21 protein-coding genes are annotated in these 24,893 nt (G+C 39.0%); 14 read left to right on the top strand and 7 right to left on the bottom strand.

Translation table 11 applies throughout. The features are described 5' to 3' along the window. Positions 1-10 precede the first annotated feature (10 nt). Both IPM48_01355 and IPM48_01360 read right to left on the bottom strand, forming a co-directional pair. Entirely contained in the window at positions 11-229 is a 219-nt protein-coding gene (locus IPM48_01355) for a twin-arginine translocase TatA/TatE family subunit (protein ID MBK9270218.1), read from the bottom strand. Between the two features lie 28 nt (positions 230-257). Continuing rightward, positions 258-1,208, bottom strand: a complete 951-nt coding sequence (locus tag IPM48_01360; GenBank protein ID MBK9270219.1) for an isopenicillin N synthase family oxygenase — start codon at positions 1,206-1,208, stop codon at positions 258-260. A gap of 320 nt (positions 1,209-1,528) precedes the next feature. On the opposite strand from IPM48_01360, the gene IPM48_01365 reads away from it, so the two are divergent. From IPM48_01365 to IPM48_01405, 9 genes are all read left to right on the top strand, one after another. Continuing rightward, a complete protein-coding gene (locus tag IPM48_01365) occupies positions 1,529-2,971 on the top strand; it encodes an aldehyde dehydrogenase (GenBank protein MBK9270220.1) in 1,443 nt (480 codons plus the stop codon). An 80-nt stretch (positions 2,972-3,051) separates the two neighbouring features. Further along, positions 3,052-3,792: an ABC transporter permease gene (locus tag IPM48_01370; protein ID MBK9270221.1), complete on the top strand. Its 741-nt coding sequence runs from the start codon at positions 3,052-3,054 to the stop codon at positions 3,790-3,792. Beyond that, positions 3,789-4,541 carry an ATP-binding cassette domain-containing protein gene (locus IPM48_01375; protein ID MBK9270222.1) on the top strand — a complete coding sequence of 251 codons (753 nt, stop codon included), beginning with the start codon at positions 3,789-3,791 and terminating at the stop codon, positions 4,539-4,541. The genes IPM48_01370 and IPM48_01375 overlap by 4 nt, the downstream gene beginning before the upstream one ends. A 53-nt stretch (positions 4,542-4,594) precedes the next feature. Next, a complete protein-coding gene (locus IPM48_01380; GenBank protein ID MBK9270223.1) occupies positions 4,595-5,986 on the top strand; it encodes an efflux RND transporter periplasmic adaptor subunit in 1,392 nt (463 codons plus the stop codon). Between the two features lie 20 nt (positions 5,987-6,006). Further along, positions 6,007-6,447 carry a hypothetical protein gene (locus IPM48_01385; protein MBK9270224.1) on the top strand — a complete coding sequence of 147 codons (441 nt, stop codon included), beginning with the start codon at positions 6,007-6,009 and terminating at the stop codon, positions 6,445-6,447. Between the two features lie 141 nt (positions 6,448-6,588). After that, the gene (locus tag IPM48_01390; protein ID MBK9270225.1) at positions 6,589-7,632 is read left to right on the top strand and encodes a fatty acid desaturase; all 1,044 of its coding nucleotides are present in this window, start codon (positions 6,589-6,591) and stop codon (positions 7,630-7,632) included. A 158-nt stretch (positions 7,633-7,790) separates the two neighbouring features. Then, positions 7,791-11,051 (top strand): transcription-repair coupling factor, encoded by a 3,261-nt coding sequence (gene mfd, locus IPM48_01395; GenBank protein MBK9270226.1) that lies wholly within the window; start codon positions 7,791-7,793, stop codon positions 11,049-11,051. Between the two features lie 72 nt (positions 11,052-11,123). After that, positions 11,124-11,741, top strand: coding sequence for a NifU family protein (locus tag IPM48_01400; GenBank protein MBK9270227.1), 618 nt, complete (start codon positions 11,124-11,126; stop codon positions 11,739-11,741). A gap of 13 nt (positions 11,742-11,754) precedes the next feature. Next, positions 11,755-12,138: a VOC family protein gene (locus IPM48_01405; GenBank protein MBK9270228.1), complete on the top strand. Its 384-nt coding sequence runs from the start codon at positions 11,755-11,757 to the stop codon at positions 12,136-12,138. Between the two features lies 1 nt (position 12,139). On the opposite strand, the gene IPM48_01410 is transcribed toward IPM48_01405, so the two are convergent. Beyond that, positions 12,140-13,564: a TolC family protein gene (locus tag IPM48_01410; GenBank protein MBK9270229.1), complete on the bottom strand. Its 1,425-nt coding sequence runs from the start codon at positions 13,562-13,564 to the stop codon at positions 12,140-12,142. A 123-nt stretch (positions 13,565-13,687) separates the two neighbouring features. Between IPM48_01410 and IPM48_01415 the strand changes: the two genes are divergently transcribed. Together IPM48_01415 and IPM48_01420 are read left to right on the top strand one after the other, a co-directional pair. Further along, on the top strand, positions 13,688-14,836 hold the full coding sequence (locus IPM48_01415) for a hypothetical protein (GenBank protein ID MBK9270230.1): 1,149 nt from the start codon (positions 13,688-13,690) through the stop codon (positions 14,834-14,836). Positions 14,837-15,262: 426 nt separating this feature from the next. Beyond that, positions 15,263-16,267, top strand: coding sequence for a LysR family transcriptional regulator (locus IPM48_01420; protein ID MBK9270231.1), 1,005 nt, complete (start codon positions 15,263-15,265; stop codon positions 16,265-16,267). Positions 16,268-16,302: 35 nt separating this feature from the next. On the opposite strand, the gene IPM48_01425 is transcribed toward IPM48_01420, so the two are convergent. Further along, positions 16,303-17,799, bottom strand: a complete 1,497-nt coding sequence (locus tag IPM48_01425; protein ID MBK9270232.1) for a polysaccharide biosynthesis C-terminal domain-containing protein — start codon at positions 17,797-17,799, stop codon at positions 16,303-16,305. A gap of 106 nt (positions 17,800-17,905) precedes the next feature. Between IPM48_01425 and rffA the strand changes: the two genes are divergently transcribed. The 3 genes from rffA (at position 17,906) to IPM48_01440 (ending at position 19,924) form a co-directional block, all read left to right on the top strand. Next, positions 17,906-19,045: a dTDP-4-amino-4,6-dideoxygalactose transaminase gene (gene rffA, locus IPM48_01430; GenBank protein MBK9270233.1), complete on the top strand. Its 1,140-nt coding sequence runs from the start codon at positions 17,906-17,908 to the stop codon at positions 19,043-19,045. A gap of 226 nt (positions 19,046-19,271) precedes the next feature. Continuing rightward, positions 19,272-19,712: a hypothetical protein gene (locus IPM48_01435; protein MBK9270234.1), complete on the top strand. Its 441-nt coding sequence runs from the start codon at positions 19,272-19,274 to the stop codon at positions 19,710-19,712. Next, the gene (locus IPM48_01440; protein MBK9270235.1) at positions 19,709-19,924 is read left to right on the top strand and encodes a hypothetical protein; all 216 of its coding nucleotides are present in this window, start codon (positions 19,709-19,711) and stop codon (positions 19,922-19,924) included. The genes IPM48_01435 and IPM48_01440 overlap by 4 nt, the downstream gene beginning before the upstream one ends. A gap of 3 nt (positions 19,925-19,927) precedes the next feature. Here the strand turns inward: IPM48_01440 and IPM48_01445 are convergent, their stop codons facing one another. The 3 genes from IPM48_01445 to IPM48_01455 all read right to left on the bottom strand — a co-directional run bounded on the left by IPM48_01445 (position 19,928) and on the right by IPM48_01455 (position 24,767). Further along, positions 19,928-21,880 carry a T9SS type A sorting domain-containing protein gene (locus IPM48_01445; protein MBK9270236.1) on the bottom strand — a complete coding sequence of 651 codons (1,953 nt, stop codon included), beginning with the start codon at positions 21,878-21,880 and terminating at the stop codon, positions 19,928-19,930. A gap of 87 nt (positions 21,881-21,967) precedes the next feature. Next, the gene (locus IPM48_01450) at positions 21,968-22,900 is read right to left on the bottom strand and encodes a hypothetical protein (protein ID MBK9270237.1); all 933 of its coding nucleotides are present in this window, start codon (positions 22,898-22,900) and stop codon (positions 21,968-21,970) included. 19 nt (positions 22,901-22,919) lie between these two features. Then, positions 22,920-24,767, bottom strand: coding sequence for a gliding motility-associated C-terminal domain-containing protein (locus IPM48_01455; protein MBK9270238.1), 1,848 nt, complete (start codon positions 24,765-24,767; stop codon positions 22,920-22,922). Between the last annotated feature and the right edge of the window lie 126 nt (positions 24,768-24,893).

The raw sequence follows: 24,893 nt of genomic DNA on the forward strand, positions 1-24,893 counted from the left end.
CTATAACCAATCAGCTATTGGAATCAGAGGGTTTGCTGCGCTCTGCCTCACGCATGCCTTCTTTAATTTCCGTATTAATCGCATTTTTGGCATTGTTAAATTCTCTGATGCCTGCACCAAGTCCTTTCATTAACTCCGGAATTTTTTTGCCACCAAACAACAACAAAACCACAAAAACCACTGCAACGATTTCCCAACCGCCAAGATTACCAATAAATAATAGATTCATGACTATTAAATTTAATTTTGCAAAGTTACTATTTCTTTAAACCAATTTCTCTTAATCTTTCATCCAAATAATCACCAGCGGTAATTGGATCATAATGCAATGGATTTTCATTTGACACACAATTTGGCAAACAACTCAAATCCATAGAGCTTCTGGGATGAAGGAAAAAGGGAATGGAGAGTCTGGGTACATGCCACTGTTCTTTGGGTGGATTAACCACCCGATGTGTCGTAGATTTTAATACATTGTTGGTTAATCTTTGTAGCATATCTCCGACATTCACAACAATTTCATCCTCACCAGGCATGGCTTCAATCCATTCACCGTTCATGGTCAATACCTGAAGTCCGCCAGCACTGGCTCCCACCAATAGGGTAATCAAGTTGATGTCTTCGTGTTGTTCGGACCGAATGGCTGTTTCAGGTTCCTGAATAATGGGAGGATAATGAATTGCTCTGAGGATACTGTTGCCATTCCAAATTTTAGAATGAAAGTAATCAAAAGTCAAGTCCAAATGCAGGGCTATTGCCTCCAGTAAAATCGACCCAGAATCTTCAAAAGAGCGGAAAAGCTGATTTCCTATCTCAGTAAATTGAGGTAAAGCATCTGTCATCACATTATCAGGATATTCAGATTTAATGCTGTCATCGCCCCTGACTGTTTGGCCAATCTGGTAAAATTCCTTTAAATCAGCTACCCTGGAATGTTTTGCGTGCTCCTTACCAAAGGAAGTATATCCCCTCTGACCAGCCAATCCTGGAATTTCGTATTTCAATTTAACTTCCAGAGGTAAACTAAAAAACTCCCTGGCACATGTATAAAATCTGGAAACGAGATCTTTATCAATTCCATGATTCTTAATACAAACAAAACCTATTTCCCGAAAGGCTTGTCCAATCCCATCAACAAATTTTTGTTTATCCAATGGATTGGATGATTTAAACAGATGCAAGTCCAAAACCGGAATGAAAGATGCCATTGCTATGGAAATTGGTTAATGAATGTAATTATCTTGGTGAAAATCCTCAAACTCACCTCATTAGAATAAAAATAGGGTTTTGAAGTTTAATAATTGGCTAAATATTTTGAGGGGACCCTATCGAATAAACTTTCGTATCAATGGTTTTGGGATGGACTAGTCATCAAATAATGCAACACACCATTTCTCTATTCAATTATACATTCTAATTAAATATATTTATAGATCATTACAAATCAATTATTTGATTATTAATGTTGGATTAAATAGGAATTAGTCTATTTTTGTTGTCTTCATTCCAAACCATATGTAGACCAAAAATGAAGCAAATCAAAAATTTTATATCTGGGCACTATGTTGATTCCTTGGATGGGAAGAATTTTGATTTATTGAATCCTGCGACTGGACATAAGATAGGCAAAATTGCCAGGAGTTCGGCAGAAGATGTAGAAAAAGCAGTCGAGGCGTCTGCAGCCGCTTTTCCAAGCTGGTCTCAGACAAAACCGGAAGAAAGGTTTAGAATACTTCAACGGATATCAGACCTAATCATTGAAAAGAATGAGGAATTAGCCATTGCAGAAACCAACGACACCGGTAAACCTCTCAGTCTTTCAAGCAATATCGAAATCCCAAGGGCAGCGAGCAATTTTAGATTTTTTGCCACTGCTGCCATGCAGTTTTCCTCGGAAAGTCACGCCATGCCAGGAAGCATCAACTATACCCTCAGACAGCCCATCGGAATTGTTGGATGCATTTCTCCCTGGAATTTGCCGCTCTATTTATTTAGTTGGAAGATAGCCCCGGCTTTGGCAGCGGGCAATTGCGTTGTAGCAAAACCTTCGGAACTAAGTCCAAGCACTGCTTTTATGTTGGGTGAGATTTGTAAAGAAGCCGGATTGCCGGATGGCGTGCTCAATATTCTACACGGCTTGGGGCCTGAGGTGGGTGAATCAATCGTGAGACATCCATCCATTAAGGCAATTAGTTTTACAGGAGGAACAAATACCGGGAAGCTCATCAGCAAGATCGCCGGACCCATGTTCAAGAAAATAAGTCTTGAACTCGGTGGAAAAAATCCTTGTTTGGTTTTCAACGATTGTGATTACTCCAAAACACTCAGTGAGGTGTCCAGATTATCCTTTTCCAACCAGGGCCAAATTTGTCTTTGTGGGTCCAGGATTCTGGTACAATCCGGCATTTATGAAAAATTTAAAATTGATTTGGTTAAAAAAGCTGAGAGTCTTAGGATTGGAGATCCTTTGGAAGATGGAGTCCAGTTTGGTTCAGTGATTTCTGAGGAGCACATGAACAAAGTTCTCAAATACATCCATCTTGCCAAAGAGGAAGGAGGTAATTGTCTAACAGGCGGCAAGCGCTATATACCAGAGGGACGTTGTAAAGAGGGTTTTTTTGTTTTGCCCACCATTTTTGAGGGCCTTGGTCCAGATTGTAAGACAAATCAGGAAGAAATATTTGGACCGGTGATTACCCTGCAAAAGTTTGAAACTGAACATGAGGCCCTGGAGCTCGCCAATGCCAGTGAATATGGATTGGCATCGACTCTATGGACAAGCGATTTGAGTAGAGCGCATCGGCTGGCTTCGCATTTGAATACCGGAATTGTATGGATCAATTGCTGGTTAAACAGAGATTTGCGCACACCCTTTGGAGGCATGAATCAAAGTGGTGTTGGGCGGGAAGGCGGATGGGAGGCCATGAAGTTTTTCACAGAACCAAAAAATATCTGTATCCAATACGGATGAAACCTGGCTGTGATGCCCATAGATAAATTGGTCGAAATACACCTTAATTGTGCTTTATTTCGTCTAAATTTGCGGCAGCAATGAGAATTTTACATCACTTTGGTAGTTATGTCATTTGGTTGGGTCAGGTTTGGAAAAAACCTGAAAACTTACGAATGTATTGGAAAGAGACTTTGCGACAAATGGAAGTCATTGGTATAGGGTCAATCATCATCGTAGGGTTAATTGCTATTTTTATTGGTGCGGTAACAGCTGTGCAGTTTTCTTATCAAATGGAAGGTACGCTGATACCCAGGTTTTACATTGGTTATATTGTGAGAGATATGACCATTATTGAACTAGCTCCTACATTTTCCTGCATGGTCCTTGCGGGTAAAGTCGGATCAAGCCTTGCATCGGAGCTTGGAGGAATGCGTCAAAAAGAACACATCGATGCCATGGAAATTATGGGCGTAAATACCGCCGCATTTTTAATTCAACCGAAAATTATAGCCGCTGTTACAGTGATTCCGATGTTGGTTTGTTTGGCTGCAGGGATCAGCATTGTCGGTGGATATCTGGCGAGTGTACCCATGGGATTGTTTAGCAATGAAGAATATATTCAGGGTCTCAGATCATTTTTTGAACCCTATAATGTAACCGTTATGTTTGTAAAATCGGTCGTATTTTCCTTTTTATTAACGACTGTATCTTGTTATCAGGGATATTTTGTAAAAGGAGGAAGTATCGAATTGGGACATGCAAGTACACAGGCTGTTGTGTTTTCAAATATATTAATTTTACTTTCGGATTATTTAATAGCCATGTTAATGACCTCATGATCCGGGCTGAAAATATATTCAAAAGCTTTGGCGATCATCAGGTGCTCAATGATGTAAATTGTCTGTTTGAACGCGGAAAAACGAATTTGATCATTGGCCGATCCGGTGCAGGTAAGACAGTGTTGTTAAAAATTCTAATTGGTCTTATCGAACCATCTTCAGGACGGGTGTATTATGACCAAGTAGAGTTTTATTCCTTGTCGAAACAAGAGAAAAGAGAACTCAGAATGCAGATTGGAATGCTATTTCAGGGTTCTGCCCTGTTTGATTCGATGACTGTGGAAGAAAACATACGATTTCCCATGGATATGTTTACCAAACAGACTTCGAAAGAAAAAGAAAAGAGGGTCAATTATTGTTTAGAAAGAGTCAATCTTGAAGGGCAAAATAAGAAATACCCTTCTGAGTTATCCGGAGGAATGCAAAAAAGAGTTGGAATCGCACGAGCCATTGTTTTGAATCCAAAATATCTTTTTTGCGATGAACCCAATAGTGGACTGGATCCAAAGACATCGATTGTCATTGATGAACTTATTTCAGACATAACACATGATTTAAATACAATTACTATTATCAACACACATGACATGAATAGTGTAATGCAAATTGGCGAAAAGATCTTTTTTATTCATGATGGAGAGCTGCACTGGACCGGTACCAGTGCTGAAGTACTCAACAATCAGGATGAGGAATTACAAGGATTTATTTTTGCATCACCATTCTTGCAAAGGCTTAGGGCGAACATGTAATCAAATAAATTCTGTCCAAATAATATCTTTCACAAATCAGAACTGAATAAAAAATGAGTAAGTGGCGCAACAAATGGATCTGGTCTGCTGCAATAGTTATTGCAATGCTTTTAGTTGCGGTGTTTTACAAAACCAAAACCAGGCCCAAGGGGATTGAAGTAACTATTGAGCAGGTATTCAAAAGAACTCTCACAGAAACGGTTTCCGCCAGTGGTAAAATATATCCTGAAAAAGAAATTAAAATCTCATCTGATGTTTCAGGAGAGATCACTGAACTTTTTGTAGAGGAAGGTGATTCTGTGACCATGGGTCAAATCCTTGCAAGAATTAATCCGGATGTCTATGAGTCAGCAGTTGAACGCACTACCGCAGGAGTAAATGTAGCCAGGTCTCAGGCAAAAGCCACCATGGTCAATATTAAAGCAGCCCAAGCTCAAAGGGACCAAATAAGATCTCAATTACAGAATGCAAATAATATTTTAGAGCGCAGCAAAAAATTATACCAGCAAGGCGTGATTTCCAAAGCAGAATTGGAAACTGCAGAGACCAATTCCCAAAATCTTGAATCCAATTTGCGTTCTGCAGAAGCCAATGTAGAGGCTATGATCAGGCAGTCAGAGGGCTCAGGTTATGGTGTGAAAGATGCGGAAGCAATGTTGAAAGAACAAAAAACAAATTTGGGAAGAACCATTCTAAAAGCTCCTGTCAGCGGTATTGTATCCCAGCTAAGTGTAGAAAGAGGAGAAAGAGTCGTAGGGACGGTCCAAATGTCAGGCACAGAAATGATGCGCATTGCAGATCTCAGTGTCATGGAGGTTCAAATTGAAGTCAGCGAGAATGACATCGTAAGAATTGAAAAAGGAAATCAAGCCGATATTGAAGTGGATGCCTGGAAAAATAAAAATTTTACTGGTTATGTCACAGAAATTTCGAATAGCGCCACCAATTTAGGAGCAGTGCAATTGACAAATGATCAGGTGGCCAAATTTATAGTAAAAGTTAGAATTGACAGCAGTTCCTACAGAGATTTATTAAAAGAAAAAGGCTCATCACCATTCAAACCCGGAATGTCCGCAACTGTTGAGATAAAAACCTTTACTGTAGAAAATGCGCTGTCGGTACCTATTCAATCCGTAAGAGCCTTCAATCCGGATGAGGAGAATCAGAAAACTGAAAAGAAGATTTCAGAAGTCGATACCAAAGGAATTCCCAATGACCCAAGCCAACAGACTATAGAATTAAACAAAAGTAAATATTTAGAGGCAGTCTTTGTCAAGTCCGGAGATACAGTGATCAGAAAGCAAGTAACAACAGGAATCCAAGATCAAAATTATATAGAAATCAAGCAAGGACTGATGGAAAAGGAAGAAGTGATTAGCGGTCCTTACTCAGCCATTAGCCGAGATTTAAAAAATGGAAGCAGAATTCGCCTCAAAAAGGAATAGACTTCAATTATAAATAAAGAATGTCATTGAAAAAATCTTTCCTCCTTGTATTCTTGCTTTTTGTCACGGACGCGGAAATCATGGCACAAAACATCTGGCCGGTATTAAGCCAGGTAAGTTATCAAAAAATAAAGGATGAAAATCTGGGCTTTGAAGTGGACTACCCAATTTTTGGAAGTGAGTTAAAAGCGCTAAATGGTAAATGGGTGCAGCTTAAAGGATATATCATACCTACAGATGGTTACAAAAGCCATAAGGAGTTTGTATTCTCCGCTTATCCCTATAAAAACTGCTATTTCTGTGGAGGAGCCGGACCCGAAACAGTGATCGAAGTAGAATCTGTAAAAGGTATCCAATTTAGCTCCGAAAAAATTGAAATTAGGGGCAAATTAAAATTGAACGCCACAGATCTTAACCGGCTGATGTTTATCCTAACAGATGCTGAATTGATTGACCCTTAGAAATTCTTTTATTGTTGAAAATCAGGAAATTAATTGAAACTGGCGGATATTGACCCAAAATAATGTTAAAATATAAACAGCCTCCTTTGAAGAGGCTATAAAAGTGTATATTTGCGACCGCAATTAGATTTTTATTCAAAAATGAGTATTGAAAAGCAAGAATTTATATCAAAAGTTAAAATAGCACTCAGAACGCTTAAAGAATATCAGGTTCCTGACCATAGAAAAGCTTTGATTCAAATCATTAATTCATTTGGACCTTTTATAGGAATCTGGGCATTCGTTTACGTGCTTTGGGATTACAGCATTATCGCCAGTTTGTTATTGTGTGTGTTGAATTCGTTTTTTCTGGTGAGAATATTTATCATCCAACACGATTGTGGTCATCAAACCTTTGTCAGTTCTAAAAATGCAAGGCACATCATTGGGTATATTTGCAGTTTGATGAGTTCGGTGCCCTACTTTTATTGGGCAAAATCACATCATTTCCACCACCAGAACAATGGCATGCTAGAAGTGAGGGACATTGGTGATATTGACACGCTCACTGTAGAAGAATTTTCCAAGTTATCGAAATTTAATCAATTCAAATACAAAGTGTACAGGTCACCACTTGTGATGTTTTTATTGGGTCCGATCTACTACATTTTTATACACAACAGGCTACCATTGGTCCAACTTAAAGAATTCAAAAAATACAATTTAAGCTTATATCTCAACAACCTTGTTCATGCTGCTTTTATTGTTTTGCTTTGTGTTTTACTTGAATGGCAAAAAGTATTGTTCATTCATTTTATTACTCTTTCTCTTTTTTCCATTATTGCCATCTGGTTTTTTTATATCCAACACCAGCACGAAGAAGGTTACAAGGAATGGAAAAATAGATGGGAGTTTATGTATGCAGCAATAAAAGGAAGCACTTATTATAAATTGCCGGGTATCATAAACTGGTTGACAGGCAATATTGCCATTCATCACATCCATCATCTAAATCCATCGATTCCCAACTATCATTTGAAAAAATGCCTTGACAGAATTCCATGGTTTACAAGCTTTACCACCCAGCTTGGATTTATTGAAAGTCTTAAATTGGCTTCCCATAAATTATGGGATGAAAATCAAAAAAGAATGATCAGTTTTAGGGAATACAATCAAATGGTTAGACTGGGGTTGGTCAAGATTTAATTTACCACAACTCTACCTATTCTTTTAAATGATTGGTATTATCTTTGCGCACTGTGTCTGACAAACAGCCACTTGCTCCTTATTTTCTCATAGACCCTTTGGCAAAAAACCTGCTGAAGGTTCTGACAGAAAATCAGAAAAATATCCGAATCACCGGCATGGTAGGTTCACGGGACAGTATTTTGTTTGTTTCACTAATGCAGACTTACCAAAAAAAACTTTTGGTTATATGCAATACAAAGGAGGAGGCTCAATTTCTAGTCGATGATCTAAGGGCATTTTGCCAGCAAAAGGAAGTTTACTTTTTTCCAGATTCCTTCAAAAAACCTGGCGTTTTTGATCACATAGATCTTTTTCAGATCCAAGAAAGAATTGACACCATCTCTGCTTTGCCATCAGTCCAAGCTAAAATCATCGTCAGCTATCCAGAGTCATTGTTTGAAAAAATTGCAAAGCCAGAAGAATTTCACCGCAAAAGTCTCCGCTTTAAAAAAGGAGAACAGACCGATGTGGATCTGGTGATTGAGCAACTGGTGAAATATGGATTTAAAAGAGTTGACTTTGTGTATGAACCTGGACAGTTCTCTATCCGAGGAGGGATCATGGACATTTTTTCTTTTTCGAGCGAATACCCTTACAGAATAGAGCTGACTGATATTGATATTGAAAGCATTCGCACTTTTGACACCCAATCTCAACTTTCTCTTAAGAACATTGGAGAATTCAGCATAGTCCCCAATGTCAATTTAGAGTTTGAAAATATCCGAAAATTCAATCTGGGAGAATTGTTGACAGATGACACGCTTGTTTTTTTTCAAGACCCGCTTTTCCTTCAGGATCAATTGCAAAAATGCTTTGAAGAAGCTGAAAAATTTGCCAATAAAATGATCCATTATGATGATGAAGAGAAAAATGAGATTATTCAACAAAGGGCTTTTGTATATCCCGGAGATCTCTTAGAAAGCCTCCATTCCCTCTCCAAAATATATTACCAAGAAGTTCCTCAAACTTTGGCAGATGTCGTTACAATCCATGCAGAATGCAAACCACAACCAAGTATTCATAAGAATTTTAATTTGTTGATTGAGCTGATAAAGGATCTGAATGAAAAAAAATTCCAGGTATATATATGCACCAACACCTCACAACAAATTGAAAGATTTTATAAAATATTTGAAGATCTAAAAGCTCAAATTGAATTTACGCCGGTATTGATTTCTATCAGAGAAGGATTCATCGATGATGAAATGAAACTGGTTTGTTTTACGGATCACCAGATCTTTTCAAGATATCATGCAAGCAAAACCAGAAAGAAATTTTCTGGTGATCAAGCCTCAAGCATTAAATTACTCAGAGAGTTGCAATCCGGTGATTTTGTTTCCCATCTTGATCACGGAATAGGAAGGTTTGCGGGACTTGAAAAAATTAATGTAAATGGTCAATTGCAAGAGGCGGTACGACTGATTTACAAGAACAATGATATTCTATATGTAAGCATCCATTCACTCCATAAGATCAGTAAATATGTAGGTCAAGAAGGGACAGAACCCAGCTTGCACAAACTGGGATCAGATCAATGGAAGCAACTCAAACAGAAAACCAAACAGAAAGTAAAAGACATTGCCCGAGAATTGATCAAACTCTATGCGGCCAGAAAAGCTGCAAAGGGCTATGCCTTTTCACCAGACAATTATTTACAAACAGAACTAGAAGCTTCTTTCATTTATGAGGATACTCCGGATCAGGGTAAAGCGACGATTGATGTAAAAAATGACATGGAAAAACCACATCCTATGGACCGATTGATATGCGGCGATGTGGGATTTGGTAAAACTGAAGTGGCGATCAGAGCTGCTTTTAAATGCGTACAAGATGGTAAGCAAGTTGCAGTACTGGTCCCAACTACGATTCTTGCGCTCCAGCATTTTCGAACCTTTAAAGAGCGGTTCAAAGAATTTCCATTGGATGTGGATTATATTTCAAGATTCAGAACCGCCAAAGAAAAGACAGCCATTTTTAAAAAGTTAAAATCAGGTCAGCTGGACATCATCATAGGTACCCATAGCCTACTGAGTAAATCCACAGAATTTAAAGACTTAGGATTACTGATTATCGATGAAGAACAAAAATTTGGTGTGGCATCCAAAGAAAAGCTGAGAAAGTTCAAGGTCAATGTTGATACTTTGACGTTAACCGCCACGCCCATTCCCAGAACCTTGCAATTCTCACTTATGGCTGCCAGGGATCTGAGTGTGATCAATACTCCCCCACCCAATCGACAGCCCATCCATACAGAGCGCAGGGTTTTCAGTGATGATTTAGTCCGCGATGCCATTATGAATGAAGTCTACCGCGGTGGACAAGTCTTTTTTGTACACAACAGGGTCAAAAATTTAAATGAAATCAAAGAAATGATCCAACAATTGTGTCCTGATGTCAGCGTCGCGGTAGCACACGGACAGATGGAAGCAGAAAACCTGGAAAAAATACTGGTCGAATTTATTGATCACGAATATGATGTTTTGGTCAGTACCAACATCATTGAGACAGGTTTGGATATACCCAATGCCAATACCATTATTATCAACAATGCCCATCAATTTGGTTTAAGTGACCTGCATCAGTTGAGGGGTCGTGTGGGAAGATCCAACCGGAAGGCCTATTGCTATTTGTTTGCCCCACCATCCTCTGCCTTGAGCACAGAAGCGAGAAAACGTTTGAAAACGCTGGAAGAGTTTTCAGATTTGGGAAGTGGATTTCAAATATCGATGCGCGATTTGGACATTAGGGGAGCAGGTAATTTACTTGGAGGGGAGCAAAGCGGTTTTATCACAGACATAGGATATGAAACGTATCAGAGAATATTGGAAGAAGCCATGGATGAACTGAAAGAAGATGAATATGGAGATTTGTTTCAGGAAGAATTGAAAAGTAAAAAGGAATATGTCAAGGATACCATTATTGACAGTGATACAGAAATGTTTATTCCGGACGATTATGTGAGTCAAACCCAAGAAAGATTGTCCCTGTACCAACAATTGGACAAGCTAATGGGAGAGGATGAAATCAAACAATTTACCGCGATGCTGACCGATCGGTTTGGCCCGGTACCAAAGTCGGTGGACGAGTTGTTTGAAGGTCTGAGGACCCGATGGATTGCCCGACAAATGGGGATCGAAAGAGTTGTTCTAAAGAGGAAAAAGCTGCAGGCCTATTTTATTTCCAATCCTCAATCCAGTTTTTATGAAAGTCCTTATTTTCAAAGTCTGGTGAAATCCATGGGCATTCCCGAAATATCATGTCAATTTAGTTTAAAACAATCTCATCAGAATTTGATCCTTGTGGCTGAAAACGTCAGAACCCTAAGGCAAGCTCAAAATTTGCTGTTGGGACTGCATAAAATAGTTTTGGATCATTAAGGCAAATTGGTACTTTTTGGGTACCCTAAACCTACAGTTCATATTTTTGTTTACTATCTATAATTTAAAAATATGGAAACCATCCAATCCAAACCAGCGATTTTGCTTTATACTGAGCAGACTCCCAATCCTGAGTCCCTGAAATTTGTGAGCAACAGAATTCTGTATAAGGGCATCGCAGAATTCAAGGATCCCGATGCGGCTAAAGGCTGGTCTGTGTTGGCTGAAGCCTTGTTTGGCCTGGAATATGTCAAATCCGTTTATATCTCAAATAATTTTGTGACCATTACTAAAAAACCCGGAGAAGAGTGGCATGAGATTATGATTCCGGCAAAAGAATTTATCAGAAGCTTTATTGTAGAAAATGCGGATAAAGATTTCGTTTCTCCTGATTTTGAACAACACAAAAGGGAGATTGAAAAACAGAACTCAGGAGCTGATTACAATGAAGAAGACCAAAATACGGTGACAAGGATCAAAGAAATCATCGAGCAATATGTCAAACCGGCCGTAGAAATGGACGGTGGAAATATTGAGTTTAAGTCCTATCAGGATGGGGTGGTGACAGTCTATATGCAGGGTTCCTGCAGTGGATGTCCTTCGAGCACTGTTACTTTAAAAGCTGGTATTGAAGGTCTGATGAAGAGAATGCTTCCTTCCGTCAGGGAGGTGGTGGCTGAAGCACAATGAGCTTACAATTTTAATGGAAAACCATTTTATACAAGGTGGATTTAATTGGGCAGATCTCACCGTTCCAAACGCGGATGAACTTAGAAATTTTTATTCAACTGTAATCGGCTATAGTCATACCGCCATTGAGATGGGTGGATATGAAGATTATTGTATGAACAGCCCGGTTGATGGATTGACCAAAACAGGAATATGTCATGCCAAAGGTGTAAATGGCAATTTGCCACCGGTTTGGTTGATCTATTTTAATGTAAAAAATCTTGAAGAGAGTTTAGAGCAAGTCATCGCTCTGGGTGGTAAAATTATTTCTCCTGCAAGATCCTACGGCCCCGGAGCAAGTTATGCCGTCATCCAGGATCCCGGAGGGGCTTATTGTGCCTTATACCAACCCAGTTAAATCACAACTTCAATTCGCGGCCCGAATAGAATTCCAAAACGGCTATTTTAAAGATTAGATCGTATTTTGAGATCGTCTGGTTAAACTGCGTGATTTGTCGGTTGCTCTGTGACTGACCCAATTCGAAAAGGCTTGCGCTACCCAACTCAAATCTCTTCTGGGTCATGTTAAAAGATTGGTTTGCCAGATCTGCTGAAACTCTTGCTGCCTCAAAATCTTTCGAAGCAGCCATGGCAGCGGTGTAAGCCTGTGTGATGTCTTGTCTCAACTTTTCTGTCTGTAATTCAAGTTGGATTTGATTTCTTTGGGTTTCCAATTTGGATCTCTTCACATTGGTCCAATTGCGCATTTTGTTAAAAATTGGAATGTTCAATCCAAGACCAAAACTGTAGCCTAAGAATTGATCAAATTGCTTGCTAAAAGGGATTACTTCCGTGCTGGTCACCCTAGGATTTAACTGTTGGAAAACAACAGATTTTCCATCAATTAATATGCCGGGAATGGTTATGGTTTCAAATTCAAAAGTTTTGGGAAGAGCAGCGGCATCAGAATACCTTGAACCAATACTAACACTTCCGAAAACCGATGGATAAAAAACGGATCGTGCAATTCTCTCTCCGGTTTTTGCTGCTTCCAGCCTCATACGGGCGGACTTTATCATCGGAAGTCTTTCACTGGATGTCTGAATTAATTCTTCCATGTCTAAACTTTCAACAGTCCACCATTTGTCCTGATTTGTTTCTATTTTTTCCAATACCATTGGCGCATCTGCAGGTAATCGCATGCTTTGTTTCAAACTTAGAAAGGCCAATTGAAGTGCGTTGTCTGCCTGCACCAGGGTCTGCTGGACCATGGCAATCTGAGATCTTGCTTCCAACACATCGGCCTCTGGTCTTGCACCTGCTTCAAATAATATATTGACCTGATTCAAAGTGTTTTGGCGAATTTTCAAATTTTCGAGGGCAAGTTGTTTTCTTTCTTCCGCCAATAAAACATTGAGAAATTGGCTTGCCACAAGGAGAGCCAAATCGTTTTCAGCTTGTTTGTAGTCTTCGGTACCCGCCACCAGATTCTGCCTGGATTGCTTAATGCTGTGCTTAATTAAAAATCCTTGAAACAAAGCAATGCTGCTGTTTAAACCGCCGCTTCCAAAAAGGATGTCCTGATTGATCAGTAAGTTGGTGGTAGGATCAATGTTACGACCTACACTGACACCTGTATTCAAATTGGCATTTAAATCCGGAGCCCTAAGCCATTTGCTTTCGGTCAAATTCAATTTGTTGTTTTCAACGGTCAGTCTTGACAGACGTAAATTCAGATTTTCCTTTAAAGCCAGAGAAATACATTTTTGGAGGCTCCAGGATTCCTGGGCAGGAAGCTGAAAAAGCCAAACTGTTAAAATTAATGTCCAAAATATGCTTGACATGAGATATCCTTTAAGGTCGTAAAAATAGGCAATTTTATCATTGGTCTTTCATGAGTCTGACCCATGATCCACATATTAAGAGGAACAACGTTTTAATTCTAATCCCCCATACAATCCCAACAAATGAATTTAAGAGATTTAAAACCATGTAAAATCACACCAGTGAAAAATTCCTTCTTGATCGCATTGACAACCATTTTGTTTGTGCCGGAAAGCCACGCGCAGAAAACGGAGCACTTTGAAATTCCTGATACTATTTTAAAAAAAGATGGAAAAGAAATTCTGGTTTATATCAAGGAGTTGGATTCCTATGATGTGAGATTCATTTTTAGAGGAGATAGTACGCATCAGCTATTTATGCTTCATGCGCTGGAAGTAGCGGAAATCAGAACCAAACTAGGCAAGTTTTATTTGCAGAAAAGGCCTGAAGTATTGATAGAACAATCCATCCATACTGATACAATACAAACCGAATGGATAAAAGTCGGACATGTTGATGGTAACTGGTTTACCGGAAAGCTTGTATCAGAAGATTCGATCAGACTTTGTCTTTCAGCAGAAAACTACGATACCCTCTGTTTTCCAAAGGTAAAACTCGATCAAATGATTCGAATTGATTCAGGCATGTGGAAAAGTCAGAAAATTTACAAAATAGATGCATTTGAATCACAATATTTCATTTTGCATTTCAAAAATTCTGAGCCCAACAAGAGAGTTCAATACAGAAATATTTTGGGATTGAATCATTTCATTCTTGCTGAATTATGGCCAAGTCTGTATGTACAATTGGGCCTGGCTCCATTCTCCCAATTTAATCCTCAATTCATTCAACCCTTATTGTTTCAGCTTCAATACAGACCTCCCATCCAATTTGACAAAATGAAATGGGGTTTTGAAGCCATCTATTTTACCTCCGATTTCCTGGATCCTACCACAAACCCCGGCAGAATCCTATACCTTTTGAGGATTCGAACAAAAGGCAGACTGGCAAATCTAAGCGTGGGAGGCGGTGTACAATCCACCATTGATCACAAAAAAGGAAATTACGCAATCAGTACTGCAGGGGAATGGAGAATCAGAGAAAATTGGTGCATCATGGCAGAGGGATTGATGCCCAGTGTACGGCAAAAATCAATCTACTGTACTTTTGGTTTGAGATATTCCGTTGGTCATTCTTCCTTTGAAATGGGGCTTGTAAATACTCCATTTCTGCGATCAAAAGATGAATCTAACTTAAGCCCCTGGCTTGGATGCCGGATTGCTCTTCCCTGATATCAATTGCAAAGGATATACAGGGTATCTTTCGAAAATAGCCAATGCCTCAAAAACAAAAGGTGCAGACTTCACCGCACCTTTTGTACTAAGCACTCATTATACTATGAAAACCTTTAAAACCAATATTATGGGCCAATTTCCAGAATCCATCAGTTCTTGCCAAACATACTATGTGTTTGAACCTAACAAGGACTTCTGTCTCCTCAAGCCCGGGTTGTGTTGATGGAAGAAATATTTGAAATGAACGGTGGCGATAAGTTCTCAAATCCTTGTTTCTGTGGATAAAAGAATCAAGCAACCGTCAAATTCATTTCAGGTAATGTACTTCTGAACCGACTCTTTCGTGGCAAATGCAAAAATACAACCCATCTTTTATAGATAATTATGATATTTTTCTATATTTGCATAGATATTATCTATATTATGAATATTCAACAATTGGAATACATTCTTGCTTTGGATCGACACCGGAATTTCGTCAAAGCTGCGTCGGAGTGCAATATCTCCCAACCAACCCTTAGTATGATGATCAAAAAGTTGGAAGATGAGTTGAATGTAGTACTTTTTGAGCGTCACCGAAGCGGAGTCATACCTACAAAAGAGGGCATTGAAATTCTACAACATGCATCCTTGGTTGTCCAGGGTCTCACAAATTTGAAGTTGTGTGCCGATGAACTGGCTGAAGAAATTAGCGGAGAGCTTAGGATTGGCATTATTCCAACCCTGGCTCCCTATTTACTACCATTATTTCTAAAAGAATTCTCAGAACACTCTCCGAAACTAAAGATTCAGCTAAAAGAAATGACGACCCGTGAAATAACACAGTCCTTGAAAGAAGGAATGCTAGATTTAGGATTACTGGCAACGCCCCTCAAAGATCCTGATCTTAAAGAAATTCATTTGTTCTTAGAAGAATTTTATGTCTATGCCTCAGAGAACGAAAATCTTCCCAAAAAAAAATACCTCTTACCCGATGATATTGATCCGAATCATTTATGGTTACTGGAAGAAGGTCATTGCCTGAGGAACCAGATTTTCAATCTGTGTGAATTAAAGAAAAGTGTAGATTCCAAGCAAAAGCTCAATTATGAAGCTGGAAGCATTGAGACCTTGATTCACCTGGTGGATAGAAATCACGGCATTACAATCATTCCTTACCTTGCCTCAGTCCATTTAAGTGGGGCTCAGAAAAAAAATCTGAGGGAGTTTGCAATACCCAAACCCGCACGTGAAATTTCCATTGTCATTCGAAAATCATATCCAAGAAAAAAAATTCTCATACACTTAAAAAGAGAAATTCTCCAAGCATTGGAATCAGATCAAAAGATGAAAGATTTAATCTGTAAAAATAAAGTACCCGACCAAAGCCTTGACTGCAAAAATGATTGTTTTACACAAGCTGACATCAACAAATTAAATATCCAATGAGTCAACAAATCCATCAAATTATTTCAAAATTGAAATTAGTTTGATTTAATCCAATGTTTTAAAATCTGAAAAAGTTGGAGCAATCTGTCTTTAAGATCCGGAGAGATAGTAGTGGATAAAATCAAATAGAGGAATCCCAGACAAACAACAATGCCATTCAAAATAATTTGTACCCAGCCAAAGAGAGGATTTTGAATTAGAAAAAGGAATAAAACCATTGCTGCAATAAATCCGATCAATTTTACAAAATCCAAAGTGAAGGGATTTAGTCTAAAAATTTTCCAAATCAGGATTGATTTGAGTGCATTGTACAAACCCACGGATATAAATGTTCCGGCGGCTGCTCCTTTCATTCCAAAAATTGGTATCAGCCAATAATTCAAAGCTATATTGGAGATTGCGAGTAGAAGCAATAAAATACTTTCAATGCGGTAGTATTTGGAATAATTGATGATATGGTGATTGATTCCGGTGGCTGCATCCATCATTCGCGCCAGCAATAAAAAAAACAAGACCCAATACAATTTTAAAATTTGATCGGTATTCGGCATGATTCCTGCCAGTTGCTCAAAAGAAAACCATAAAATTAAACTCAAAGATATGGTAGGAATCAGCATTAGAATAACCGATCTTGAGTAAAGATTCTTCAGGCGAGAAAGATCCTGGGTTTTTGCGGCCAGCGAAACTGAGGGATTCAACAAGTCCACCAGGGACTGGGCAGGAATAAATACTGCATTCGACATAAACAAAGCCAAAACAAATAAGCCAGCAGAATTCGCCCCCATGAAAGCAGCCACCATCAATGCATCTATTCTAAGTGCCATAATGGCTGATACACCGCTCACCACATTAAAGGCAGCAAAACTCAAAATTGGCTTTAACTGTTTTATTTTACCCAAGTTTAAGCTGATTTTAAACATTTGGGGGTTCATCCTGTAAATAGAAACCAACAATATGGCAGAGATGACAACATAATAGCCAATCACTAGCGCAATAAAGCTGACATGGTCCAATTTGTCATGCACCACCAATAAAAATAAAACAGGTAAGATAAGCTTAAAGGAATTGACCAGCAAAGCGGGAAAGGCAATGCGTTGATGGTTGACAGAACAAGTTTGAATCAGATCGTAAAAAACAAAAACAAGGGTAAGTGGAAAAAGCCAAAACAAGTAATTTGAGATGGCAGGATCTGCATTGGGTAGCCACACCAACCAATGGTCCTTTAGAAAAAAGAAAGTCAATCCAAAAAGAATTGCGCCCATAAAATAACCCAGCAATACCAGAGAAAATACATTGGATCCTCCTTTTCCATCCTGACTATCGTAGGGAAAATACCTGATCAACACCGCTCCAAAACCCAGGGTAATAAAGGGAGTAAAAAGAGAGGCAGTATTGGTCAGGAATCCATAAATACCATACAATTCAAGATCTCTGGGATATACCCACAAAGTCGAAAAAAGACCCACCATTACCCCCAAGTAGTATAAAACAGTGTATCCCAGACTTTCATTCAGTGGTTTGCGATCGGACATTAAGACAAAGAAATGAAATATTTCACTATCATTCTCTCCTTAGTCTTCAGCATCAACTTGGTCTGCTCTCCATAGCCTTCAGCTAATCAGAAAAATTTCATTTAACTTGCGGTTTAAATTATTCGTTATCGTACCTCTTCAGTTGCGTCATCGCTCAGACAAAGAAATGGAAAATATTTTGTCTGTTATTCAGTCAGGAAATCTATCAGGTCCGGGATTATGGCATCGGAAATGTGAACAGCGCTTTGCTGAAATGTTGGTAAATCGAAAAGCGATATTGACCCACTCTTGCACAGCAGCGCTCGAAATGTGTGCCTTACTTTTGGACATCCAAAGAGGTGATGAGGTGATCGTTCCTTCTTACACCTTTGTTTCCACTGCCAATGCGTTTGCCCTTCGCGGTGCTACCATCAGGTTTGCAGATTCCATGAAGGACCATCCCAATATTCATATGGATTCAGTTTTGCCCTTGATCAATGAGAGAACCCGTGCCATCGTGCCTGTACATTATGGAGGAATGGCCGTCGATTTGGATCCTATTCTTGAATTGGCCCGCCAGAAGAACATCATTCTGGTGGAAGATGCCGCACACGCAATTGATTCAAAATACAAAGGACAGGCCCTTGGTACTTTCGGACAAATGGCTTGTTTCTCCTTTCACGATACAAAGCCCATTGGTTGTGGGGAAGGAGGTATGCTTTGTATAAATAATTCCGAACTGATTGAATCTGCTCTGCTGATTTATGAAAAGGGAACCAACCGACAAGAATTTCTGGCGGGAAGAAGTAAAGACTATCAATGGAAATCGCTCGGCTCCTCGTATTGTGCCACGGAATTACAGGCCGCAGTTTTGATGGCGCAATTGGAGGATTCAGAACGAATTTTCAAGATGAGACAAAATGTTTGGGATCGATATATGGTCAATTTGCAAAACAACTTAAAATATGCATGTCTGCCCAAATTGTGTCAATGGGGATCTTACAATACTTCTGTTTTCTATATTCTATTTGATACATTGAAAAGAAGAGAAGAGGTCAGAAATGTCTTGGCTAAAAATGAAATACAATCAGCAGGTCATTATTTATGTCTTCACCGTAGTCCTTTTATGGGTCCACACAATAAGGATTTATGTCCAAATGCTGAATCCATTGAGAAAAGATTGCTGAGGTTGCCTATTTACTCTACTTTGGATTTGCAAATGGTGGATAGAATTTGTGAGGTGTTATTGGAAATCACATCTGTCTAAAATAATTTTTAGAAATTAACTTTTCCACTTTTTGTCGCGCAAAAAGTGGACAAAAACGCAGCCTTTTCTAAGGCGGCATCTTTCTTGGTTCTATTGATCTTTATTTGGTTCATTTTGCAAAGTTCACTGTTGGGACAGATTTTGGGCGCTGTATATTGCCGCTCCATAATGTCACTTCACTATGAAGTGTCTTGTCCTGAAATAGGTTTACACTAAAAAGTAAAAAATGGACAGAAAAATCAATCATAAGCCAGGAAGGTACTACAGTATTGAAGAAAGGCACAAAATCATCCAGGAGTATATTTCTAGACAATGTACAAAAGCTGAGATTTGGGAGAAGTACACAGGCCAAAAACAAGAGCATGGTAACTTATTAAAGTGGATGAGACAATTGGGTTACAATACAGAAAATACAATCAAAAGGCCTAATATTGTATCAAATTTTCATGATATGCCACATAAAAAGAAAAAAGTGGATAGTTCTGATTTAGTAGATGAGCAATTATTTGAAAATCTTCAATTGAAAAAGAGAATTGTAGAATTGGAAAGACAATTAAAAGATGCAGAACTTAAAGCGATTGCTTTTTCAACAATGGTTGATATTGCCGAAAAGGAATTTAAAATTCCAATTAGAAAAAAGCTCAATACCAAACCATCGAAACCATGAAGAATAATTTTGGACACATAGGATTAGCCAAGCTATGTGGATGGTTTGGGATTACTAGACAGGCTTATTATCAAAACAATTGGGAAGGAATTTCAAGTACTTTGGAAGAAGAGATTATCATAAAACAAATTAAATCCATTAGAAATAAGCATAGAAAAATAGGGACCAGAAAACTATATGAAATGATTCAACCATTTTTTTTGGACCAATAAATCTTATGGTTTCACAAATTTCTCGATTTGCCAATTCTTATCTTGTGCCAAATACACAAAATAAACTCCAGGTGGAAAGTCAGCCATCTCTATTTTATGATCCGCAGGAAAGCTATTCTTTTGAAAAATCAACTGACCAAAATGGTTGTACATTTTGATATAAATATTTGACTGATTCAATATTTTTTCAGCATCAAATAAAACTTGATTGCCTTGGTTTGTGAGGAGAAAATTAAAATTGGAATTTGGATTATTGGTACTTGGGACCACATTAAATGTTTCATTGTTGGATGAAATGGTCCATCGCTCAGGATCGATCTGTACCGAATCCACCACCCAATCAAAAGATATGCGGTATTGATTGACATTTTCGGTCTGCTCTAAAACCACAATGCTATCCTTTCCTTGACCAAAAAGACGGACGGGTAAGGGGATTTTGAAAAATCCATTGCTTGGATGCGAAGTGGTTTGTTCAAGGGTAATAATAACTCCCATTCCTTTCAAATCCATCCATCTCAAATAATAGGATGGATGTCCTTCTTTCCTGTACCAAGCATCAAAATAGTCATTTAAATCTCTGTTGCTCTGCACTTCGAAATGGTGTTGCAAATCAGCCGTTGATGCATATCCATAAGCGAGATTGGGATCATTCAAATAGTTTCTGATGGCCTGAAAAAAAACTTCGTCACCCAATATCCATCTCAATTGATGCAACACCATCGCCGCTTTTGCATAGGTCAATCGATTGTTAAAAATCCTGGAAACATCTGAGGTATTGTCCACCCTAAGTGTCCCTCCCGGTTCGCTGGTAACCCTTGCCATTCTTTGATTTAAAAATACCGGCCACCATTCCGGGCGAAGATATTGATAACACAAGCCACTCAAATAAGTCGCAAATCCCTCATTAAGCCAGATGTCTTCCCAACTGGCACAGGTTACTTTATTGCCAAACCATTGATGTGCCAATTCGTGAGCTACCAATTCATAAGGAAAAGAAATCATAAAACTCATGGTCTGATGCTCGATTCCACCACTCCAGCCAAACTGTGCCTGACCATATTGTTCTTTGGCAAATGGATAGTCACCAAAAAGTCTGTTGAACAATTGCATTACTTCTAAAACATCATGTGCCTGAGACCTAATCTCAGGAAGCGCTTCGGGATAGACATAATTTTGAATTTCCAAAGAATCTCCAGATTCCAAAATCACAAAATCAGAAAAACTCTGGTAATTGGTGATGGCGATTCCTACCAAATAAGCGGTAATGGGATACCGGTGTCGCCAATGGAAAGTTGCCGAACTATCATTTGATTGTCGATTGACAAGAAGGCCATTTGAAACAGCGCTGTAGGATTTTGGACATTGAATATGAACATCCAAAGAATCCAGTTTGTCTGTCAGGTCCTGCTTACAAGGCCACCAGGTTCTAGCCCCATAAGGTTCGGACAGGGTCCACAATACCGGTGTGTCCATGTGAACGCCATTTGTAAAAGATCCAAATCCAGTTTGATCAGGACTCCCTGAATATTTTATTTGGATGCTGTCCAAATGAATAATGTCTAATCCATCTAATAAATGAATGGACAAACTAAATGAATCGAGCCAGCGAAAAGAAGCAATCTGGTTTCTAAAATGAATCGCTTCAATGTTTAGTTTTTGTGAAAAGTCCAATACCAAGGAGTCAATGGAAGCAACGGTTGGCGTAAAGTGCAATGTTGCTTTGGCATCTAAAAAAATAACTGCAGGATCTATCGAGAATTCCAGTCTGGCGTAAATCAAATCATAGTCGGCTGTTAAAGGATTGGGTGTAAAGTTCATTAGGGAGCGGTAATGTTCAGATTCCACTTGGATCAAAAGTTCTTCAGGTTTGCAGTCGTGCAATGTTGGTTGTGATACTAACTGAAGCGGATGGATGATACCATAGATTAAAAAAAGAAATCCAAAAAAAACTCTCATGATTCAAAATGCATTGGTCGAATGAACAAAGATAATAAAAAAAAACGAGGTCTATCTCCTGGCACGAAATGTCCATCCTGACTGAAATCACCACAGCGTATTCTTACGGATCGTTTCCATAAAATCGTAAAGACCTTTGAGTCCCAGGGTGCCTTGTGTGGTATAGTCCAGTACTTTAAAGGTGCGGCCATCTGACAATGCGATGATCAAGGTGATGGCTTTGTCAGCGGTGTTGTCTCCAAACTTCATTTCCAATTTAGGTAGCTGAAGATATTTGATTCTTAGTTGAAGATTTCTAAATAAATCAGGATCGCACATTGCCTTGTAAAATCCAGGATCCAAGGCCGTATTTTTAATGTTTTGGAGGATCATGTTACCAACAGAGTCCACCTTTAAGATATAATCCGGACATCCACCGAACTGACAATACGAGTGAATTTGTACGTATTTAAAACCTGAAAGATTTGGCTTTGAAGCGTATTCAATGAGTCGGTCAAACCTGTAAATCAGCGTGTCCTTGCGCAAGAAGCCAAGAGAATAATAGGTATTGAAATTCTTTGGAACCTTAGTCTCAATTCCATCTTTCGTCCTGGTTATTTGTTCGGTAGCGTATTGCTTGTAAATAATCAGCGGGCCATCCTGACTGTCCTCAATGAAAGGAACTGCAAGGTCCCCTGTTGTCTTGGCGGGAGCTACATCCAAAATCTGATAGACATCTGGTTCTTCCTGAGCCATTACCAGAAAAGCTTTGTTCTCTTTTCGCCGGTACATTTGAACAAATAAATCAAAAAGTCCATCATCATTAAAATCAGCAACGTGCCAAGGTGAATATTCAATCGAATCCAGGTAGAGCTGGTTGTCACTGTTTTTGACTTTAACACCCAAATTCCATCCTTTCATTTCAGGAAAGCTCTTGTCGATAAAAGACTTCACCTCAGACTCCAGGGTAAATTCTTCATAGGGTTGCGCATAAGCAAGCAACACAGAAAAGGAGCAGAAAACAAATGCAAAATATTTCATCAATTCCAATGGCAAAACTTTACCTCACCAGCGAGAAAATTCCTTTAAACTGGCGGCGCTGATTGTTTTTGTAAAATACTTCCAGAAAATAAATGTAGGAGTCCATTGGTGCAGGATTACCATTGTCATTTCCATCCCAGGTCGCAGCAGGATTGGTGGAAGAAAAAATCTTTTTTCCCCAGCGGTTGTATATTTCAAAATTAACTCTATCCACATTGTTGATGTGGTTGCCCATTGAATCCACTCTATAAACCGGGTTAAAATCCTTATTGATCGGTTCATCAGATGCAGGATAAAATACATTTGGAAAATCCACGCATGGTTCTTCCTCCACCATGTACATAAATTCGATGCTGTCCTGGCAATAGATGGTGCGCACAGTAACCGGATCGTGTGGTACCTGAATTGTAATCTGTCTGCTGGACCTGCCTGGTTCTTCAATGTTGGGATACCACAAATAGCTGGTGTATTTGTTCTCGCGGTCAAGATCTGCATACAATACCGGCATTTCAGCCTGAATGCCAATAAAGTCTCCTACACAACCCTTTACAACTGAAGTTCCAGTTTTATAATCAAAATAACTGCATACGCGATCAAAGTCGTAGTCGATGGTTTTCATGGGAACACCAGCGGTGGAATTGGTTGTGAAACCGGGTACAGCACTGCTGCTTACTCCGGCGAAAGTATCCTGCGAAAAAGTGTTGATGGCATAGCTGCTTCTACCGTCCAGAAACTGATCCCGGTAGATACAAGTCGTGTCATTGAGTTTAAAATCAATGCCCAACTTTGCATGAAAATATCTTCTGTTCAAATCCACATTTCCAGCCAATACAAAAAACGATTCATCTCTTGAAAAAGCAAAATCAAAACAAACTGGAAAGAGATCGGTATTTCTTCGGACGAGGGAATTGCTATTGACTGTATTGAATCCTGAGCCCAGATTGACCAAATGAAATCCACTGAAACCAGCTAAATTGGTGCGCAGATAATTGACCACCAAATTGGATCCCACAAATTTCATCCTTGGATTAAAGGTCGGATCAAACGTCAAAAGGTCTCTGCTAAACCTGACCAATCTCAAGGAATCATCCAAAGATAAAATGACGATTCCATGATCAACCCCATCTTTTTTGTAACGTCCTCCAAAAATAAAATTATTGTTGGTGTTGGGATGGAAAGCATCCAGATGATAAAAACAGGAATCCAATTGGTAACTAAAATGAATGGTAGCATTTTGATCCATGGAAACAACCAGACGATCATCGATGGTCAAGTTGAAAGAAGTATCAGAAGTTGGAATGACTCCGTGAATGATGTGATTGCTATCCAGAACTGCCGAATTTTGAATGGAAAAGAAAGGATCCATGAAAAAAATATAACCAGAATAGTTGGGTTCTTCAGCAGCTGCATTCACAGTAAAAACAATCCTGTTTTGATTTTGCAAATAGCGAATGATGGGATTTTTGTAATGCTTCATTCCCGGAATGGAAAACAAGGAAGGAATGCTTAGACTCAAACCGGATGCATCGGTTTGAGCCAGGCGAATCATTTCATTTCCCGAGTTGTCTTTTAATATTTGTGCCAGCAATATGGTATTTGAAACTTCCGAAAACTTGCTGGTGTACAATTGCGACATGGTATGATTTTGCAACTTGTAATAATTATGGTCTATCATTTTTCCGCAGTGGTCAAATTTGGCCAGCACCAATCCAGAATCTGCAGAATGTCCCATGATGGTCCAACCTTCCTGATTGGGTATGGGATAAACATTGATGTCTCTTAATTTCATGCTTTCAGATTCATCCCAAAACTGAAGAGGTTGTGCCTGTGTTCTCAATCCCGCCATCCAACAGATGGCAATTCCCATCCAAAGAGTATTCAAAAATCTTGTATCGACCGTTATCCGCATAATTCAACTTATTACACAAAAGTAAGAACAAAGCGCGTAACCAAGGGTTGAAAGTATGGCAATTTACCACGATTGCATACATAT

This window comes from Saprospiraceae bacterium (assembly GCA_016715965.1).
GTDB lineage: Bacteria > Bacteroidota > Bacteroidia > Chitinophagales > Saprospiraceae > Vicinibacter.